Here is a 20,388-nt window from a genome sequence, read left to right as displayed (position 1 = left end):
TCTATACAAGGTAACCGCCGTTCTTTAATAATTATTTAACTTCGATCTTCCTTGTCCTTTTTTCCAAAGTCGAATAAGCCGAAAGGGATAACGAGCAGAAAAAAGAAGTACCATCCCGTAACCAAACCTATTATTGTTATGATTGCCGCAATAATATAAAACCAGGAGCTGCCTAGAAATTTCATTTTTTTCTGCTTTTTTTCAAAAATTAATGATTTATTAAAGAAGTTTAAAGTCTGACGTCAGTAGATTACCCACTCTTTAGTACATTTGTGTCTAATCCTTAGATTCTAGTATAAATGAAATCCAGAATTACCTTAAAGGAACTGGCTAAATTACTAAATGTTTCCGTTTCTACAGTTTCCAAAGCATTAAATGACAGTCCCGAAATTAGTCCTAAAACCATTGAAAGAGTAAAGGAACTTGCAGCTTTACATAAGTACCGTCCCAATCCAACGGCTGTTAATTTAAAGAGTAGTAAAAGCGGAACGATAGGGGTTCTTATTCCCAATATTGCAAATTCTTTTTTTGCAAAAGTTCTTTCCGGTATGGAGGCAAGGGCACAACAGGAGGGTTTACAGGTAATAACCTATATCTCGAATGAGTCTCACGAAAGGGAAAAGCATATTGCAGAAATGTTAACTTCAGGTTTTGTAGATGGAGTGTTAATAGCCATTGCAGAGGAGTCGCAGAGAAAAAAAGATTTTGATCACATCCAAAGTATAATTCAGTATGATATTCCGGTAGTGCTGTATGATCGAATAGATTTTGATATGCCTGTAGATAAAGTAGGAATAAATGATCATAAAGTATTTTACGACGCTACGAAGGATCTTCAGGCAAAAGGGGTGAAAAGGATAGGAATTGCAACTTCCATTCACCATATGGGAGTGGGAAAGGCCAGGATTAATGGCTATAAGGAAGCACTGGGCACCGATTACAAGTTTTACATAGCCAATTCTGCAAAAATGGAAAGCCTGACCCAAAAAACGTTAAAAATGTTATTGGAAGATAAGATAGAAGCGGTATTGTGCAGTGATTTCGATAGCACAATGTTGACCTACAGGCTTGCGTATGAGAATGGGTTAAGAATACCTGAAGATGTAAAGATTATAGGATTTATTCGCGGCGGACTGGCAAAATACCTTACCCCTTCTGTAAGCTATGTGGATCAAACTCCCCATAAAATAGGAGAGAGGGCCATGGAAATTTTGATTGGAAGAATAAATAAAAAAATTACAGGCCCCAAAGAAAAATCTATCATAGATACAAAGGTGGTACATCTTGAATCCACCCAATTCCCGGAAAAATGAGCTTCTTTAAGAGGAAATTAATAATTACCTTCTTTGAATATTTTACCTTTGGCCGGCATTCTATAATTAACCCAAATTTTATTTAATGAACAGCAAACAATTTGAATTGCTTAGTTCTTCCAAAGTATTAGTTACCGGTGGTGCCGGATTCATTGGCTCCAATTTATGTGAAACTCTTCTAGACCTAAATGCAAGAGTTATTTGTCTTGACAACTTCGCTACAGGAAAAAGAGAGAATCTTTCCGCATTTGAAGAAAATCCTAATTTTACTTTACATGAAGGAGATATCCGAAATCTCGAAGATTGCCAAAAAGCTATAAAAGGAGTGGATTATGTTCTGCATCAGGCAGCCCTTGGCTCTGTGCCACGATCTATTAACGATCCTATTACCAGTAATGATGTAAATATTTCAGGATTCGTAAATATGCTCGTTGCGGCAAAAGACGAAGGAGTAAAACGTTTTGTCTATGCTGCAAGTTCTTCAACTTATGGAGATTCTGAAGCACTGCCAAAAGTAGAAGATAATATTGGAAAGCCTCTTTCACCCTACGCTATTACTAAATATGTAAATGAACTCTATGCTGATATCTTTCATAAGACTTATGAAATTGACACCATAGGATTGAGATATTTTAATGTCTTCGGAAGAAAGCAGGACCCTCATGGTGCCTATGCTGCAGTGATCCCGAAGTTTGTAATTCAGTTTATGAAGCATGAGAGTCCGGTTATAAATGGTGACGGAACCTACTCCAGGGATTTTACCTACATAGACAATGTAATCCAGATGAACTTGTTGGCATTGACCACAGCTAATAATGAAGCTTTAAACCAGGTTTATAACACCGCAGTTGGAGATAGGACCAATCTTAAGGAGCTTACACAGCTTCTTAAAAAATATCTTTCAGAATTTGATCCTGAAATTGCGAATGTAGAGGTGCAGCATGGACCAAATCGTCCTGGTGATATTCCTCATTCATTAGCTTCAATAGATAAAGCGAAAGAGCTACTTAATTATCAGCCGACCCACAAAATTGAAGAAGGTCTAAAAGAGGCTGTTGAGTGGTATTGGGAGAATCTAAGGTAGTGCTGAACCTACCTATCGGTTTTAAGAAAAGTATAACATAAATGAACAAATCGCTGGTAACGCTGGAGTGGGACTCCAAATTTTTCAACAGAAACATTGGGGAGTTAGAAGATAATGTTTTGTCTGGAGAAAAGAGAGAGGAAGTTCTTGAAAAATTTCGAGAAAGTGATCTTGAAATGGTATATTATACCACCGATGTTGCTTTAGAACAAGTGAATTTTCCTCATCTCAATTTTATCCTTGTAAATAAAAAGGTACCCATTAAAAAGAAACTTGACCAGAGTTTTCCTCATCATCCCTCAGTAAGATTTTATACTGAGAAAGAAACAAGAAAGGAATTGGAGGAACTGGCTCATCGTGCCGGTGCTTTTTCAAGATATCATCACGATCCTCATTTTTCTTCGGAACAGGTAGAGGAATTGTATAGAGTTTGGTTAGAAAAATCTGTGGAAAAAAAAATGGCTACAGATATAATTGTATTTGAGGAAAATAATCAAATTCTGGGATTTGTTACTTTGGTTATCAACGAGGGAGATTGCCAAACTCCACTGTTTGCGGTCAGTAAAGAAGCCGAAGGTAGAGGGGTTTCTTTTGCGCTTATGCGTGCCGCAGATTCAATATTTTTTGAACGCGGCTGCTCCTTTTATAAAAGCGCAACACAAGCCGAAAATAGGTCGGCTCTAACGGTCTTTAAAAGACATGGATTTGAATTACATCCCATAAGATTTGTCTACCACATCTGGAAACAAAAGTAGATACTGTATTTTCAGATATTTTTAACATGCATGTACTAAGTACGAAATTAAATGGAACCAAAGAGAATTAAAATTGCTGTCATAGGTTTAGGGTATGTAGGATTGCCGCTGGCAAGACTATTTGCAACTAAATATTCAACTGTTGGATTTGATATTAATAAGAAACGTGTTGCGGAAGTCAGCCAAGGAAAAGACACCACATTAGAGGTCAAAAACGAGGATTTAAAGAAGGTTCTTTTAAATGCTCCCTCAAACGACAGGGGCTTATATTGTACTGCTAATTTGAAAGACGTTAGAGAGAGTAATTACTATATCATCACAGTGCCAACTCCTGTAGATAAAAATAACCGACCTGATCTTACTCCTTTGTATAAGAGTAGCGAATCGGTGGGAAAGGTGCTCAAAAGAGGGGATATAGTGATATATGAATCTACAGTTTTCCCGGGAGCTACAGAGGATGAGTGCGTGCCGGTACTGGAAAAGACCAGTGGACTCAAATTCAACAAAGATTTCTTCGTGGGCTATTCTCCTGAAAGAATAAATCCGGGAGACAAAGAACATACTGTAGAAAAGATTCTGAAAGTTACAGCAGGTTCCACTCCTGAAGTTGGTAAAAAAGTGGATGAGCTTTACGCCTCGGTTATTGAAGCCGGAACACATTTAGCTCCCACTATTAAAGTAGCCGAAGCGGCTAAAGTTATTGAAAATTCTCAACGGGATATCAATATTGCTTTTGTAAATGAACTGGCCAAGATCTTCAATATGATGAATATTGACACACAGGATGTGCTTGAGGCTGCCGGAACAAAATGGAATTTCCTTCCTTTCAAACCCGGCCTGGTAGGTGGCCACTGCATAGGAGTAGATCCCTATTATTTAGCGCAAAAAGCCCAGGAAATAGGTTACCATCCGGAGATCATTCTTGCAGGAAGAAGAATGAATGATTCTATGGGACAATATGTAGCTTCTGAAGTTGTGAAATTGATGCTCCAGAATGACCAGAAAGTCAAGGGTGCTAATATTCTTGTACTCGGAATTACATTTAAGGAAAATTGTCCTGATGTAAGGAACACCAAAGTAGTTGATGTTATTAAGAATCTTAAAGAGTATGGTACAAATGTGACCATATATGATCCTTTAGCCGACCCGGAAGAAGTACAGCATGAATACGGCTTAACAACAACAAGAGAGTTACCTGAAGAAAAATTTGAGGCTGTGGTATTAACTGTGGCTCATAGAGAATTTTTGGATCTGGACCTGGATCAGTTGAAGAATGGACAGACGGTTGTTTATGATGTGAAGGGAGTATTGGGGGATAGGTGTGATAAAAAGTTATAAATTCGGGAAACGGGAATCGAAAAACGGGAAACGGGAAGTGGTAAACGCGAATTGAGAATCGAGAATCGACGAAATCGGAAGTAACGAATAACGAAATACTGAACTAACAATTTAACGATTTAACGATTCACGAATTAACGAATAATAATGACAACTAATTTTGAGGATCTGGAGTGTTGGCAGAGGTGCCATGAATTGAAATTTTTTGTCAAAGAAAATATTCTTCTGAAATTGCCCGCATCTGAAAAATTTCAGCTTTACAGTCAAATCCTAAGAGCATCCAGATCTGCGACAGCTAACATAGCCGAAGGTTGGGGAAGATATCATTATAAAGAGAACATAAAATTATTGTTGAATGCCCGCGGTTCCGTTGCATAAATTTTGGATCATTCCCTAAAAGCAAGATCGTAGGACCATATCAATGAGGAAACTTTAAAACAGACTCGAATTAGAACCACCAGGTGTATTCAGATTATAAATGGATACATCAGATATTTAAGAAAAGAAAATGAAAAGTAAAATTGGGTAGAAAAATCAATTTGACGATTCCCGATTTAGTGATTTAACGAATAAGCGAATCATGAAAATAAAAAACATCTGCTGCATTGGCGCCGGTTACGTAGGCGGACCTACCATGGCAGTAATAGCTCAAAAATGTCCTAAAGTACAGGTAACCGTTGTAGATATTAACGAAAAAAGAATTAAACAATGGAATGATCCGGATGTAGAAAAAATTCCCATTTATGAACCCGGACTTTCAGAAATAGTCAAAGAGGCCAGAGGTAGAAACCTGTTCTTTTCGACAGATGTTGATAAGGCAATTGATGAGGCAGATATGATCTTCATTTCTGTCAACACTCCAACAAAAACCTATGGAATAGGTAAAGGCATGGCGGCCGACCTGAAGTGGATTGAACTGTGTGCGAGACAAATAGCAGAGGTATCCAAAAATGACAAAATTGTAATTGAAAAATCTACATTGCCTGTCCGGACTGCGGCAGCTCTTAGGGATATTTTAGATAGTGTTGGGAACGGAGTGAAATACCAAATTCTTTCTAACCCTGAATTTCTCGCAGAAGGTACGGCCGTAGAGGATCTAAGGAATCCCGACAGGGTTCTTATTGGAGGAGATGTTGAGACGGAAGAAGGAAGAGAGGCTATGGAAGCTTTGGTGAACATTTATGCTTCATGGGTGCCAAGAGAGAAAATACTTACTACCAATGTTTGGTCCTCTGAATTGTCCAAATTAACAGCCAATGCTTTCCTGGCTCAGAGAGTTTCTTCGATAAATGCTATTTCTGAACTCTGTGAAAAAACAGGTGCAGATGTAAATGAGGTGGCAAAAGCTGTAGGTATGGATAGCAGAGTAGGACCCAAGTTTTTAAAGGCTTCGGTGGGTTTTGGAGGTTCTTGTTTTCAAAAAGACATTTTGAACCTGGTGTATATTGCCAGAAGTTTTAACCTTCAGGAAGTTGCTGACTACTGGGAGCAGGTGATCATCATGAACGATCATCAGAAAAAGAGGTTTGCTGCGAATATGGTTAAAACTATGTACAACACAGTAGCAGGTAAGAAAATTGCCATTTTAGGATGGGCATTTAAAAAAGATACGAATGATACCAGGGAATCTGCTGCAATATACGTGGCCGACTACCTGTTGAATGAACAGGCGGAAATTGTAGTTTACGATCCAAAGGTAACCGAAGAGCAGATCTATTCAGATCTTGATTACTTGGGAAGCCGTAGTGGAGATGCTAACCGGCAGGCAGTTACAGTTGTGGACTCTGCAATGGAAGCCTGTGAGGATGCTCATGGCGTTGCTGTTCTTACTGAATGGGATGAGTTTAAGCAGCTTGACTGGCAAAAAGTATACGATAAAATGCTAAAACCGGCCTTTTTGTTTGACGGCAGAAGATTACTCGAGCCGAAGACCAAAAAAGAAATCGGATTTGAATTCTATGCTATTGGAAACTAATTCTTCTTTAAACAGGAAAATTTTCAGATTTTAAGGTTAAGACGCTTACCGGTCTTTGAAACGAAAAAAGGATGGAAGCCTCTTTTTTTTTTGAGGTAAATTTTCAACCTCCTAATTCTCTGTGTATATTTGGCAACTGATGAAAAAGCATTTAGCAACAGCGATAGAGGCTGCAATTGAAGCCGGGAGAGAGATTATGAATGTCTATGAGGGAGAGAATTTTCAGATGGAAATAAAGTCTGATAAATCTCCTTTGACCATAGCTGATAAAAGGTCTAATGACATCATTAATGAATTTTTGAAACCTACAGGTATTCCCGTCATTAGTGAAGAAAATACAGAATTACCTTTTGAAGAGAGGAAGAACTGGAAGCAGTGCTGGATAGTTGACCCTCTTGATGGTACCAAAGAGTTCATAAAGCGCAACGGGGAATTCACAGTTAATATAGCTTTGGTTTTAGAAGGAAGACCTGAACTAGGGGTAATTTATGCTCCGGCCCTCAACCTACTTTACTTTAGTCTCGTTTCAGAGAAAAAAGCTTTTAAATATAATAGAACTTCAGAAGCAGTAGATGCAAATGAAATTATGATGTCTGCGAAAGAAATTCAGCGAGAAGTAATATCAAATGCTATAAAAGTGGTTGGGAGCCGCTCTCATATGAATCAGGAAACTCTGAACTTTATAGAGGAGTTGAGGTCTTCAGAGAAGGAGGTGCAGGTGGTTTCCAAAGGCAGCTCCCTTAAGTTCTGCTTACTGGCAGAAGGTGAGGCACACTACTATCCCAGGTTCGGTCCCACTATGGAGTGGGATACAGCAGCGGGTCAGGCTATTTGTGAAGCCGTAGGTTTTTCCTGTAAGTTCAGTCATTCCGGTAAGAGCATCCATTACAACCGGAAAAATTTAAGAAACGATAACTTTGTAGTTTCTTATGAAGGATAGATCCTATAAAAGACATATTGCCAAAACAGTTACATGGAGGATCCTAGGGACTCTGGATACCATTCTATTGTCCTGGCTGATTTCCGGTAGTCCGACAACGGGATTGAAAATAGGATTTGCGGAGGTTATTACCAAAATGATCTTGTACTATTTACATGAGAGATTATGGTTTAAAGGAGAATTAAAAATTCCTGCAGGAAAATGGTCCAGCCGAAAAAGGCATATTGCCAAGACGATTTCCTGGAGAGTAGTAGGCACCGTCGATACCATGCTGCTGGCTTGGATTATCACCGGAAGCCCTTTAACTGGAGTAAAGATTGGATTGGCAGAAGTGATTACAAAAATGCTTCTGTATTATTTGCATGAAAGAACATGGTATAAAATCGACTTCGGACTCGAAGGAAGGAGGAGAAGGGATGAGCCGGTTGTGGAAATAAAGGAACAAGTAAAAAGAAGTTAGATTTATGAAGTTTGAAAAACAAAGTCAAATTACGGACTAAAATGTTTGTTAGTCAATTAACCAATTACCAATCAACAAATTAGCGATTCCCGATTCTCCAATTAACGAATTAACTAAACCCAAAATGTCCAACATAGTAAAACACGATTACCACATTACTCGTCAAGACCGCAACAGGCAGAACAAACACGGCTCATTGGTAATATGGTTTACAGGGTTATCAGGATCGGGGAAATCGACAATTGCAGACAAATTGGAGCAACGTCTTTTTGAAGCCGGTATTCAGACCTATGCTTTAGATGGGGACAATATTCGGAGTGGACTTAATAAGGGGTTGAAGTTTACAAGGGAAGATCGATCGGAGAATAACCGAAGAATAGCCGAAGTTGCCAAACTCTTTGTTGATGCAGGGATGATAACAATTACAGCTTTTATTTCCCCTTTAAAAGAAGACCGGGAACAGGCTAGAGCAATTATTGGAGATGATAATTTTATTGAAGTCTTTGTGAATACTCCCCTTGAAGTTTGTGAAGAAAGAGATGTGAAAGGCTTTTATAAGAAAGCCAGGGCAGGAGAAATAAAAAATTTTACCGGCATTAGTGCTCCTTATGAAGCTCCCAAGAATCCTGACTTTGAAATTAAAACTGAAGAAGAATCTGTAGAAGATGCCGTAGGACGGCTTTTCTCTTATTTGAAAGAAAAATATACTTATAATGAGTAAATACTATTTGAACTACCTGGATGAACTGGAATCTGAAGCCATCTTTATCCTGAGGGAAGTTTGGGCGCAATTTGAAAATCCGGTAATACTTTTTTCCGGAGGTAAGGATTCTATTCTGGTAACTCATTTAGCAAAAAAAGCTTTTTATCCCGCTAAGATTCCATTTGCTTTACTACATATTGATACAGGACATAATTTTCCCGAGACCATTCAATTCAGGGACGATCTGGTAAAGGAACTTGGAGTGAAATTAATAGTTGGCTCTGTTCAGGAATCCATCAATAAGGGCAGAGTAGCTGAAGAAAGGGGAAAGAATGCCACCAGAAATGCTTTACAGATCACTACACTTTTGGATAATATTGAAGAGCATAAAATCGATTGTGCTATAGGTGGAGGAAGAAGGGATGAGGAAAAAGCAAGAGCAAAAGAGCGTTTCTTTTCTCACCGTAACGACTTTGGGGAATGGGATCCTAAGAATCAGCGCCCGGAATTATGGAATCTATTAAACGGAAAACATTTTGAAGGGGAACATTTTCGCGCTTTCCCAATCAGCAACTGGACCGAGATGGATGTTTGGAATTATATCAGGAGGGAAAACATTCAAATTCCGTCGCTTTACATTGCTCACGAACGGGAAGTGGTCTGGAGAAGTAATTCCTGGATCCCGGTTTCAGAATTTTTGAGACTGGAAGACGGCGAGAAAACCCAAAAGAAAAAGATCCGCTTTAGAACGTTAGGAGACATCACCATCACGGGCGGAATAGAATCTGATGCCGACACTTTAGAAAAGATTGTACAGGAAGTTTCTGCCATGAGAAAAACGGAAAGAGGTGATAGGTCAGATGACAAACGATCAGAGACAGCGATGGAGGATAGGAAAAAACAAGGATATTTTTAGAATGGAAATAAATAATAATCAACTTCTTCGATTTACAACAGCAGGATCTGTTGATGACGGAAAAAGCACATTAATCGGACGTCTATTGTACGACTCCAAATCCATTTTTGAGGATCAGCTGGAATCCGTGAGTGCTACAAGTGCAAAAAAGGGACATAAGGGAGTGGATCTTGCACTTTTTACAGATGGACTCCGGGATGAAAGGGAGCAGGGGATCACTATTGATGTGGCTTACAGATATTTCACTACTCCAAAAAGAAAATTCATTATCGCAGACACACCGGGACATATTCAGTATACCAGAAACATGGTGACCGGTGCTTCAACCGCTAATGCTGCCGTTATTTTAATTGATGCCCGACACGGAGTGATTGAACAGACAAAAAGACATGCCTTTATTGCTTCTTTGCTCAATATTCCTCACTTGATGGTTTGTATCAATAAAATGGATCTGGTGAACTATTCTGAAGCACAGTTTTCAAAGATCGTATCACAATTCGAAGAATTTTCTTCTAAGCTTCTTATCAAGGATGTACGTTTTATCCCTATTAGTGCTTTAGATGGGGACAATGTTGTAAATAGATCTGAGAATATGGACTGGTACCAGGGTGGAACTTTACTTAACATTTTAGAAACACTACATATAAGCAGTGATATAAACAAAATAGATGCGAGATTTCCTGTGCAGACCGTTATCAGACTACAAGATAAAGGAAGTTCCGACTATAGAGGATATGCCGGAAGAATAGTCAGTGGCATCTATAGGAGAGGAGATGAAATCGCTGTGTTACCTTCGGGGTTTACTTCAAAAATCCAAAGCATTAATGCTGGGGAAAAAGAACTGCAGGAGGCCTATGCTCCAATGTCTATAGCTCTGACTTTGGAAGATGATATTGATGTAGGAAGAGGCGACATGATAGTTAAAATAAATAATCAGCCGGAGTTGAAGCAGGAATTTGACGTTATGCTTTGCTGGCTGCATAACGATTGCGCTAAACCTAAAATGAAATATATCGTGCTGCATACTTCCAACGAACAACGCGCCATGATCAAGGAAGTGATCTATAAAATCGATATTAATACCTATGACAGGGTGGAGACGGACATCACATTAAATATGAATGATATAGCAAGGGTGAAAATAAGATGTACACGTCCGCTTATGCTGGATGCTTATCGCGAAAATAGAAGTACAGGAAGCTTCATTCTTATCGATGAAGTGAGCAGGGAAACAGTTGCGGCAGGAATGGTGATTTCATAGCTATGAGGAGCTGAAAGATTTTTTTAAGATGCAAACTTTTTCAGCTAATAAAGAGGAAAAGAGGAATAGTAGCCGTTTAGATTTGATATATGGCCGTTTTGTGCGATTATTTTATTTCAGCTTTTCCTATCACTAATTTTGCATCTTTGGAGGAGTTTAGTCCCAATTAATTAACTTGAGGTGCATTGCAGAACAAAATTTAGAAATAGAAGAGGTCAAATAACATAAAATAGTTAATAATGAAAGGAATTATATTAGCAGGTGGTTCAGGAACGAGATTGTATCCCATTACCCGGGGTGTCTCTAAACAATTGCTAAATGTTTATGACAAACCCATGATATATTATCCATTGTCTGTTCTGATGCTTGCCGGTATTAAGGAGGTGCTGGTAATCTCTACTCCCTCAGATCTCCCCAATTTTGAAAAGCTTCTAGGGGATGGGTCCGAATTGGGAATGCAATTTCAATATAAGGAGCAACCTTGTCCCGACGGTTTGGCACAAGCATTCATCTTAGGAGAAGAATTTATTGGTGATGATGATGTCTGCCTGGTTCTAGGGGATAATATTTTTTATGGGCACGGGTTGAAAGGATTACTCCAACAGTCGGTACAAAACGTAAAAGAGAATGGAAAAGCGACCGTTTTTGGGTATTATGTAAATGATCCTGAAAGGTATGGAGTAGTGGAGTTTGATCAAACTGGTAATGTCACAAGTCTGGAAGAAAAACCTTCACAACCACGAAGCAATTTTGCTGTAGTTGGACTTTATTTCTATCCCAATTCGGTTATAGAAGTTGCAAAAAAAGTCAAACCAAGCGATCGGGGTGAACTGGAAATAACATCAGTTAATCAGGCTTATCTAAAAGAAGAAAAACTGAAAGTTGAGCTAATGCATCGCGGATTTGCATGGCTGGATACTGGTACGCATGAATCCATGTTAGAAGCTTCTAATTTTATTCATACCATCGAAAAACGACAGGGTCTCAAAGTCGCCTGCCTTGAGGAAATAGCATATGACAAAGGCTACATTACCCGGGACCAGCTTATCGAATTGGCCGAGCCCCTTTTAAAAAACGAATACGGACAATATTTAATGAAACGAGCAAAAAGCAAACTGAATTAATTTGTCCATAATGGGATCGGGAAGAGGTTTTTATGAATATAAAAGAAAGAAATTTTGAATATTCTGATAATAGGAGGTAATGGTTTTATAGGTGGGCATCTTGTGGAAAGCCTTAAGACCCAACATTCGATAACTGTTTTTGACAGATCACCAAACAGGTTTAAAAAGGAACATCCTGAGGTACACTATGTATATGGAGATTATAATGAGTGGAAAAAGCACAGTCATATCTTGAAAGACCAGGATATAGTATTTCATTTAATAAGTACCACTGTACCTTATACTGCAAACCTTGATCCTATTAATGACGTTCAATCGAACCTTTTGACGACTCTACATCTATTAGAAGATCTGGATAAATATGATATTCAAAGGTTTATCTATACATCATCTGGAGGAACCGTGTACGGCAATCCCAATTATTTACCAATTGATGAGAAACATCCCTGTCAACCTATTGGATCCTATGGGATAGTAAAAAATTGTATAGAAAATTACGTCCGTATGTATGCATCAAGGTTTAGTTTTTCCTATTTAATTGTACGGCCTTCAAATCCCTATGGTCCAGGACAGAATTTTAGGGGAAATCAAGGTTTAATAGCAAAGCTGCTTTTCAAAAGTCATACTCAGGAGGAGATGGTAATATGGGGAGATGGAACTGCAGTAAGAGATTATATTTATATTAAGGATCTTGTAGATTTTCTAAAGGTGGCAGGTTTGAGTAATATATCAGGGACCTATAATATTGGTAGTGGTTTAGGAAAAAGTATAAATGAAATAGTGGAATTGCTTGCTCCTATAGTTCCTAAACTTCCTCCTCTAAAATATTCTCCGACAGATAAGTCTATAGTTCAGGAGGTCGTTTTAGATATTTCGGCCGCCAAAGAAAATTTTTCATGGGAACCTCAGGTGAAAATGGAGCAGGGCCTTCTTCTGCAAAAAGATTGGATCGACCGGCATATAGAATCAAACATAGAAAATATAGAAGCTCAATAATTAGCGGCTTTCCCGGAATTATTCACAGGAGTTAAAATTTATGATATACTTTAATAAACCTCACATATCGGGTAAAGAGTTAGATTACATCCAGGACACATTCCAAAATGGAAAACTTTCCGGAAACGGAGAATTTACTCAAAGGTGCCAAAGGTTTTTTCAGGAAAAATTTAATTTCGGCCGTTGTTTTTTGACAACCTCCTGCACAGACGCTCTAGAAATGGCAGCTCTTCTTTTGGATATTCAATCTGGCGATGAGATTATTATGCCTTCTTATACATTCGTAAGCACAGCTAACGCCTTTGCTTTAAGAGGAGCTAAAATTGTATTTGCTGATAGCAGGAAAGACCATCCCGGAATTGATGAAGATAAAATAGAAGAGCTCATTACCCCTAAAACTAAGGCAATAGTGCCGGTGCATTATGCCGGGGTAGCCTGCGATATGGACAAGATAATGGATCTCTCATCGCGATACGGTCTATACGTGGTTGAAGATGCCGCTCAGGCCATTGATAGCTATTATACTGGGAGAGATGGACAAAAAAAGGCTCTGGGATCCATAGGACATCTGGCAGTATTTTCCTTTCACGAAACCAAAAATATCATTTCAGGGGAAGGAGGTATGCTGGTAATAAATGAGCCGGAGTTTGAGAAAAGAGCTGAGGTATTATGGGAAAAAGGAACAAATCGATCTGCCTTTTTTAAAGGAGAAATCGATAAATATTGTTGGGTGGATGTTGGGAGTTCCTTCCTGCCATCAGAAATAATTGCTGCCTTTTTATGGGCTCAGTTAGAAAAATTAGAAGACATACAGAATCAAAGAAAAAAAATCTGGAACTCCTACTATAAAAAGCTACTGGAATGGGCTGAGAAAGATTCTGTGCAACTTCCTGTCATTCCGTCGTACGCAACTAATAATGCCCATATATTTTATCTTGTTTTTCCAAATATGGAAGAGAGGATTCAGGTTGTAAAGTGGCTGAAAACAAAAAAGATCCACGCTATTTTCCATTATACCAGTCTACATAAAAGCCTATACTACAAGGATAAGTACACAGGGCGCGCCTTATTTCAGTGTGAACGATACGAACGCGGTCTTTTGAGACTTCCTCTTTACTACGATCTTAATGAGGAGGAGATTAGCACCGTGACCCGAACTATTCAAAATTCTTCAGCTTCCTAAAATCCCTCCTTTCGGGAAAGATATTTTTTATTCTAAAAATTCAGCTGTGGCCATTTTTGCTAGCTTTAACCTTTCTTTAATACCTAAGTTTTTTAGCAGTGTTACCTTTGTAGACGAAGTTCTCTTTGAATTATAAGGCTTTTCTGAGCAATAAGATCAGAGACACCCTTTCAAAAATTACCACTAGAATAAGGGAATTATTTTTTTCTTGACATTTTGAATTAACCTACTTTGATGAATATACTTCAACTTATTGGTAGAAAGCAGGAGCTTTTTACCGATGACATCTCCAAACACGAAAAGGAATTAAACCAATTAGTTAGCCGTTCAACTTTTTTGGTATTAGGTGGCGCCGGGTCTATAGGACAGGCAGTCACTAAAGAAATTTTCAAAAGAGATCCTCGAAAATTACATGTTGTAGATATTAGTGAGAATAACCTTGTAGAACTCGTGAGGGATATTCGTAGTTCCTTTGGGTACATTGAGGGTGAGTTTAAAACATATACCCTTGACATAGGTTCAATAGGATACAACGCTTTAATTCAGCAGAATGGGGATTATGATTTTGTTCTTAATTTATCTGCTTTAAAACATGTTCGTAGTGAAAAGGATCCTTTTACACTAATGCGCATGATCGATGTAAATATTTTCAATACCGATAAAACAATTGAACAGGCAATATCAAAAGGCACCAAAAAATATTTTTGTGTATCCACAGATAAAGCAGCAAATCCTGTCAACATGATGGGTGCTTCTAAAAGGATAATGGAAATGTATTTAATGAGAAGAAGCAGAGATATTTCTATTTCTACCGCTCGTTTTGCAAATGTTGCTTTCTCTGATGGTTCTTTGCTACACAGTTTTAATCAACGTATACAAAAGAAACAACCCATTGTGGCTCCTACAGATGTTAAGCGTTATTTTGTAACTCCCAAGGAGTCAGGTGAACTTTGTCTAATGTCTTGTCTGCTCGGAGGAAATAGAGATATATTTTTTCCTAAACTCAGTGAGGAGCTTCATTTAATCTCTTTTTCAGATATTGCTGAAAGATACCTGAAACAAATTGGATTTGAACCTCATATCTGTCATTCTGAGGATGAAGCACGGGAACTGGTGAAATTTCTTCCGGATGAGAAAAAGTGGCCTTGCTACTTCACCAAAAGCGATACTACGGGAGAGAAGGATTTTGAGGAATTCTTCACGCAAAAAGAAACTCTTGATTTGGACAGGTTCCATAATCTGGGAGTAATTAAGAATGAACTTAATGTGGAGGACGAAAAGATAGATCATTTTACGAGCACTATTGAACAAATGAAGTCTGCCGGAGCATGGAAAAAGGAGGATATAGTAGAACTGTTCTTCGAAATGATCCCTAACTTTGGACATAAGGAAACCGGGAAGTACTTAGATTCAAAGATGTAATGAAAGCAGCTGAAAAAAGTATTTCCTTCATTAGGGATTTGTATGGCAGTCAAGCTTTCATTCCTCTTCATGAACCAAAATTCTCCGGAAATGAGAAACGTTATGTAACAGAAACAATAGATTCTACTCTTGTTTCCTCTGTAGGTGCTTTTGTGGACAGGTTCGAGGAAATGATGCAAAGCATTACAGGTACTAAAAAAAGCGTGGCGGTTGTAAATGGAACTTCAGGTCTGCAGGTTGCACTACAATTGGTGGGAGTGGAGCCTGGAGATGAAGTTCTTACCCAGGCCCTTACTTTTGTTGCTACAGCCAATGCTATATCCTACAATAAAGCACATCCTGTATTTTTAGACGTTGATTTGGATACGATGGGATTATCTCCAAAAGCAGTAACGGCTTTTTTAAATGAGAATGCTGAGATCCGTGAGAATGGGTGCTACAATAAAAGAACAGGTAATAGGATAGCTGCATGTATGCCAATGCACACCTTTGGCTTTCCGGTTAGAATAACAGAACTTGTGGAAATCTGCTCCCAATGGAATATCCCCCTAATTGAAGATGCTGCCGAATCTTTAGGTAGTCTGGTAGGAACTAAGCCTACCGGAAGCTTTGGGGAAATAGGGGTTTTTTCCTTTAATGGAAATAAAATTGTCACCAGTGGTGGAGGTGGAGCCCTGGTGACCGGTAATGTAAAGCTTGGAGAAAAAGCAAAATTTCTGACAACCACGGCAAAGGAGCCGCATACATATGAATTTGTACACAATGAACTGGGCTATAATTTTAGAATGCCAAATCTTAATGCCGCATTGGCGTGTGCTCAGCTCGAGAATCTGGACCAGTTTCTGAATAAAAAAAGAGAATTGGCAAACATTTACAAAGAATTCTTCAGTTCAATGAACATCAAATTTCGAACAGAAGATAGCGGAACAAAAGCTAATTATTGGCTCATGTGTCTTGAGTTAGAAAATAGGAAAGAACGAGACATGTTTTTGAGTTTGACTAATGAATCCGGAGTCATGACCCGGCCTATCTGGAAATTAATGTATAAATTACCAATGTACGAGAATTGTTTACGAGATAGACAAAAAAATGCCGAGTTTCTTGAAGACAGGATCGTGAACATACCAAGCAGTGTTATAGGCAACATCTAAATATAACTTGATGGAAATTTATTTAAGAGCTTTAGAAATTAAGGATTTCAGCCTTACCTCCACCTGGCGTAACGATCCTGAGGTGACAGATCTTTTGGCTGGTAATGTTTTTCATACATCACCAGATAGAGAAAAAAAATGGATAGAGGAGGTGATAATGAATGATAAAGTCAATATTCGTCTTGGGGTAGCATTAAAGGAAAATGATAAGTTGATTGGAATGGTGAATCTTATCAATATTCAATGGATTGACCGAAACGCTGAATTTTCAATTCTTTTAGGGGATAAATCTGAATGGGGAAAGGGATATGGCAAACAAGCCACAGCTCAAATGTTGAACTTTGGTTTTAGGGAGCGCAATCTGGAGAGAATTTATCTCACGGTAGATGTTGATCATAATCGCGCAATTTCTATTTATGAAGATCTTGGTTTTAAAAAAGAAGGAGTCCTAAGGAAACATCACTTTAGAAAAGGTAAATACCGGGATGTCTTTATTTATTCAATTTTAAAAGACGAATATGTATAAGAGTTTTGAACTGGATTTAAATGACTCTGATAAATGGCAGGAATATTTGGAAAGGATTCCCGAACCGCAAAGGGATATCTACTTTTCACCCGATTATTATCGATTATATGAAAAGCTTGGCGACGGAATAGCTAAATGTTTTATAGTTACAAACGGCAAAGAGACAGCCCTTTATCCATACCTGATGAATGCCGTAGATAAGAAAAAATATAATTTGGAGGAAGATTACTATGATATCCAGGGGGCTTACGGTTACAACGGAACGATTTATACTTCCCTGAATGATGAGGTGATAGCTGCGTTTGATGAGGCTTTTAATCAATATTGTCTCGAAAAAAAAATTCTTGCCGAATTTACCCGATTTCATCCTCTCCTTAAGAACAGGGAATTTTCTAAAAATAGGATGAAAATAATAGACGATCGTGAAACCGTTTACCTAGCACTAGGCCAGGAAATAGATGATCTCTGGAAGGATCAATTTTCGTCACAGGTTAGGAATAAAATTAGAAAAGCACATAAAAGAGGCTATTCTTCTGAAGTGCTGAAAAATCCGGAAGGTGAAGATATCCAGACCTTTATTGAGATTTACAGGGGAAATATGGAAATGGTGAATGCAGATGAATATTTTTACTTTAATTCTGAATATTTTGAAAACACTTTCAAATATCTTCCCGGTCATTCCTATCTTATGAATATAAAGAATGAACAAGGGGAGATCATAAGCTCAACAATTTTGTTCAAATACGGGGATTATTTTCATTACCATCTCTCAGGGAGAACCAGGGATGCTATAAGTTGGGCCAGTAATTTTCTCTACAGTGAATCTATTAATCTGGCCAAGGACTTAGGTGCAAAATTTTATCATTTTGGAGGAGGAAGAACCGGAAACCCTAAAGATTCTCTTCTAAGATTCAAAAAAGGTTTTTCAAACACCTCTTCGATATTCACCCTTGGGAAAAAAATTTATTATCCGGAAGTCTATAATTCAATTGAAAAACAGTGGAATAGCGAAAATCCGCACTTAGAAGAGGAATATCGCAATTTTCTTTTAAAATACAGAGTAGAAAACGTTTAAATGGAAAAAGTAATAATAATAGCAGAGGCGGGTGTCAATCATAATGGAGACATGGAAAAAGCCAAACAGCTAATTGATGCTGCAAAGGAAGCCGGTGCAGATTATGTGAAGTTCCAGACCTTCAAAACAGAATTGAGCGTTTCCAAGTCCGCCAAAAAAGCTAATTATCAAATTGAAAATTCCAGAGATAAAGCAGAGAGCCAGTTCGATATGCTAAAAAAGCTGGAACTTTCAGAAGAGACTCATCTCGAACTCATAAGATATTGTGAGCAGAAGGGTATAAAATTTTTTTCCACAGGTTTTGATGCAGATAGTTTACTTTTTTTAAAATCTTTGGGCCTTGAAGTAGCCAAAGTTCCATCAGGAGAATTAGTGAATTTGCCTTACCTGAGAATGGTAGCCAAAAATTTTCCACAAATCATTTTATCTACGGGAATGGGAAATATGGAGGAAGTAAAAGCGGCGTATAATGTTCTAATGGAAAATGGAACAGAGCATAATAATATCACCATTCTTCATTGTAACACAGAATATCCAACTCCTATGGAAGATGTTAACTTGAAGGCAATGAATGCCATTGGAGAGGAACTTGGAGTAAAAGTAGGATATTCAGATCATACTTTGGGAATAGAAGTCCCCATTGCTGCAGTTGCTCTTGGAGCAACCGTTATTGAAAAACATTTTACTCTGGACCGGAATTTACCGGGACCGGATCACCGCGCATCGCTTGAACCTGCAGAATTAAAAGCTATGGTATCGGCCATTAGGAATATTGAAAAAGCTGTTTCGGGTTCGGGCTACAAAGAACCCTCTCCTTCCGAAAAGAAAAATAGAGCTATTGTGAGAAAAAGCATAGTCGCAGCTAAGGAAATTAAGAAAGGCGAAATACTGACAGAGAAAAATATAACAATTAAACGACCGGGAGGAGGAATAAGCCCTATGAAATGGGATGAAGTTGTGGGAAAGCGGGCCGAAAGAGATTATAATACTGATGACCAGATATGAAAAAAAAGATATGTGTCATCACAGGTACACGTGCGGAATATGGTCCTTTGTATTGGCTTCTGAAATTTTTAAAAGATGATGATGAAGTAGAGCTGCAGTTGATTGTTACAGGAATGCATCTTTCGCCGGAATTTGGATTGACATACCGGGAAATAGAAAAAGCCGGCTTTACCATCAATAAGAAGATCGAGATGTTGCTTTCCTCTGACTCTTCAATTGGGATTTCAAAATCCATGGGGCTCGCGCAAATAAGTTTCGCAGAAGCACTTGAGGAGTTGAGGCCGGATATCATCGTCGTGTTGGGTGACAGATATGAAATTTTTTCAGCAGTTGCAGCAGCGATGATTTCCAAAATTCCGGTGGCACATTTACATGGGGGAGAAGCAACTGAAGGTTTAATAGACGAGCCAATAAGACATTCTATCACTAAGATGTCGCACTTACATTTTACAGCTACCGAGGCTTACAGAAGTAGAGTCATACAAATGGGCGAAAGTCCTGATAGGGTCTTCAACGTAGGAACTCCTACTTTGGATAATGTCTTTCGACTGGAGCTGCTGGATCGGAGGAAATTTGAAGAATCCATTGATTTTACCCTTAACAGGAGGAACATCATGATTACCTTTCATCCTGTTACGCTGGAAAACAATACAGCTGAAGTACAATTTAAAGAACTACTGGGGGCGATCTCAGAATTGGAGGATACCAATTTTATTTTCACCAAACCGAATTCTGATACAAACGGAAGAGTGATCATAAACCTAATTGACGATTTCGTGGCCAAAAATTCCGAAAGAGCATGCGCGTTTGTTTCGTTAGGACAATTACGATATTTATCTGCTCTGAAATTTGTAGATGTTGTACTTGGTAACTCTTCAAGCGGAATTGCAGAGGCACCAAGTTTTCAGGTGGCTACGGTAGATATTGGAGACAGGCAGAAAGGCAGAATTAAGGCTAAAAGTGTTATTAGCTGTGAACCGAACAAAAAATCCATTTCTGAAGCTTTGTCCGTTGCACTTTCAGAACCTTTTCAGAAGAAGCTTAAAAAGGTGAAGAATCCTTACGGGGAAGGAGGAGCATCACAAAAAATAGTAGATATTTTGAAGTCCTTTGACTATTCAGATATTCTCAAAAAGAAATTTTACGACCTCAATAGATAAG

Annotated in this window: 21 protein-coding genes; 20 read left to right on the top strand and 1 reads right to left on the bottom strand. The window is 38.4% G+C overall.

Annotated features, from left to right (window positions below; translation table 11 throughout):
* Positions 1 to 35: 35 nt before the first annotated feature.
* Positions 36 to 185 carry a hypothetical protein gene (locus VR862_RS01790; RefSeq protein WP_324719227.1) on the bottom strand — a complete coding sequence of 50 codons (150 nt, stop codon included), beginning with the start codon at positions 183 to 185 and terminating at the stop codon, positions 36 to 38.
* Between the two features lie 114 nt (positions 186 to 299).
* Here VR862_RS01790 and VR862_RS01785 point away from each other — a divergent pair, with 114 nt between their 5' ends.
* From VR862_RS01785 to neuC, 20 genes are all read left to right on the top strand, one after another.
* Positions 300 to 1,313 (top strand): LacI family DNA-binding transcriptional regulator, encoded by a 1,014-nt coding sequence (locus VR862_RS01785; RefSeq protein ID WP_324719226.1) that lies wholly within the window; start codon positions 300 to 302, stop codon positions 1,311 to 1,313.
* 85 nt (positions 1,314 to 1,398) lie between these two features.
* The gene (locus tag VR862_RS01780; protein WP_324719225.1) at positions 1,399 to 2,397 is read left to right on the top strand and encodes an SDR family oxidoreductase; all 999 of its coding nucleotides are present in this window, start codon (positions 1,399 to 1,401) and stop codon (positions 2,395 to 2,397) included.
* A gap of 41 nt (positions 2,398 to 2,438) precedes the next feature.
* A complete protein-coding gene (locus VR862_RS01775) occupies positions 2,439 to 3,152 on the top strand; it encodes a GNAT family N-acetyltransferase (RefSeq protein ID WP_324719224.1) in 714 nt (237 codons plus the stop codon).
* A gap of 51 nt (positions 3,153 to 3,203) precedes the next feature.
* Positions 3,204 to 4,490 carry a nucleotide sugar dehydrogenase gene (locus tag VR862_RS01770; protein WP_324719223.1) on the top strand — a complete coding sequence of 429 codons (1,287 nt, stop codon included), beginning with the start codon at positions 3,204 to 3,206 and terminating at the stop codon, positions 4,488 to 4,490.
* Positions 4,491 to 4,637: 147 nt separating this feature from the next.
* The gene (locus VR862_RS01765; protein ID WP_324719222.1) at positions 4,638 to 4,868 is read left to right on the top strand and encodes a four helix bundle protein; all 231 of its coding nucleotides are present in this window, start codon (positions 4,638 to 4,640) and stop codon (positions 4,866 to 4,868) included.
* Between the two features lie 202 nt (positions 4,869 to 5,070).
* Positions 5,071 to 6,465, top strand: coding sequence for a UDP-glucose 6-dehydrogenase (locus VR862_RS01760; protein WP_324719221.1), 1,395 nt, complete (start codon positions 5,071 to 5,073; stop codon positions 6,463 to 6,465).
* A gap of 139 nt (positions 6,466 to 6,604) precedes the next feature.
* Positions 6,605 to 7,405, top strand: coding sequence for a 3'(2'),5'-bisphosphate nucleotidase CysQ (gene cysQ / locus VR862_RS01755; protein ID WP_324719220.1), 801 nt, complete (start codon positions 6,605 to 6,607; stop codon positions 7,403 to 7,405).
* A complete protein-coding gene (locus tag VR862_RS01750; RefSeq protein WP_324719219.1) occupies positions 7,395 to 7,865 on the top strand; it encodes a DUF2061 domain-containing protein in 471 nt (156 codons plus the stop codon). The genes cysQ and VR862_RS01750 overlap by 11 nt, the downstream gene beginning before the upstream one ends.
* A 124-nt stretch (positions 7,866 to 7,989) precedes the next feature.
* Entirely contained in the window at positions 7,990 to 8,586 is a 597-nt protein-coding gene (cysC, locus tag VR862_RS01745) for an adenylyl-sulfate kinase (RefSeq protein WP_324719218.1), read from the top strand.
* Positions 8,579 to 9,484, top strand: a complete 906-nt coding sequence (gene cysD, locus VR862_RS01740; protein WP_324719217.1) for a sulfate adenylyltransferase subunit CysD — start codon at positions 8,579 to 8,581, stop codon at positions 9,482 to 9,484. Before cysC ends, cysD begins: the two co-directional genes overlap by 8 nt.
* A gap of 1 nt (position 9,485) precedes the next feature.
* A complete protein-coding gene (locus VR862_RS01735) occupies positions 9,486 to 10,745 on the top strand; it encodes a sulfate adenylyltransferase subunit 1 (RefSeq protein WP_324719216.1) in 1,260 nt (419 codons plus the stop codon).
* Positions 10,746 to 10,984: 239 nt separating this feature from the next.
* Positions 10,985 to 11,869, top strand: coding sequence for a glucose-1-phosphate thymidylyltransferase RfbA (gene rfbA, locus VR862_RS01730; protein ID WP_324719215.1), 885 nt, complete (start codon positions 10,985 to 10,987; stop codon positions 11,867 to 11,869).
* A 54-nt stretch (positions 11,870 to 11,923) separates the two neighbouring features.
* Positions 11,924 to 12,865 (top strand): NAD-dependent epimerase/dehydratase family protein, encoded by a 942-nt coding sequence (locus VR862_RS01725; protein ID WP_324719214.1) that lies wholly within the window; start codon positions 11,924 to 11,926, stop codon positions 12,863 to 12,865.
* A gap of 40 nt (positions 12,866 to 12,905) precedes the next feature.
* Complete coding sequence (rffA, locus tag VR862_RS01720) at positions 12,906 to 14,048, top strand: dTDP-4-amino-4,6-dideoxygalactose transaminase (protein WP_324719213.1); 1,143 nt, start codon at positions 12,906 to 12,908, stop codon at positions 14,046 to 14,048.
* A gap of 234 nt (positions 14,049 to 14,282) precedes the next feature.
* Positions 14,283 to 15,470, top strand: coding sequence for a UDP-N-acetylglucosamine 4,6-dehydratase (locus tag VR862_RS01715; protein ID WP_324719212.1), 1,188 nt, complete (start codon positions 14,283 to 14,285; stop codon positions 15,468 to 15,470).
* Positions 15,470 to 16,621: a LegC family aminotransferase gene (locus VR862_RS01710; RefSeq protein ID WP_324719211.1), complete on the top strand. Its 1,152-nt coding sequence runs from the start codon at positions 15,470 to 15,472 to the stop codon at positions 16,619 to 16,621. Before VR862_RS01715 ends, VR862_RS01710 begins: the two co-directional genes overlap by 1 nt.
* A gap of 10 nt (positions 16,622 to 16,631) precedes the next feature.
* Positions 16,632 to 17,147, top strand: coding sequence for a GNAT family N-acetyltransferase (locus VR862_RS01705; protein ID WP_324719210.1), 516 nt, complete (start codon positions 16,632 to 16,634; stop codon positions 17,145 to 17,147).
* Positions 17,140 to 18,222, top strand: coding sequence for a GNAT family N-acetyltransferase (locus VR862_RS01700; protein WP_324719209.1), 1,083 nt, complete (start codon positions 17,140 to 17,142; stop codon positions 18,220 to 18,222). Before VR862_RS01705 ends, VR862_RS01700 begins: the two co-directional genes overlap by 8 nt.
* Positions 18,223 to 19,227 carry an N-acetylneuraminate synthase gene (gene neuB / locus VR862_RS01695; protein ID WP_324719207.1) on the top strand — a complete coding sequence of 335 codons (1,005 nt, stop codon included), beginning with the start codon at positions 18,223 to 18,225 and terminating at the stop codon, positions 19,225 to 19,227.
* Complete coding sequence (gene neuC / locus VR862_RS01690; protein WP_324719206.1) at positions 19,224 to 20,387, top strand: UDP-N-acetylglucosamine 2-epimerase; 1,164 nt, start codon at positions 19,224 to 19,226, stop codon at positions 20,385 to 20,387. Before neuB ends, neuC begins: the two co-directional genes overlap by 4 nt.
* Position 20,388 lies beyond the last annotated feature (1 nt).

Origin of the sequence: Salinimicrobium aquimaris (genome assembly GCF_035607535.1) — a bacterium.
Taxonomy (GTDB): domain Bacteria; phylum Bacteroidota; class Bacteroidia; order Flavobacteriales; family Flavobacteriaceae; genus Salinimicrobium.
This window is presented reverse-complemented; position numbering and strand designations above follow the sequence as displayed.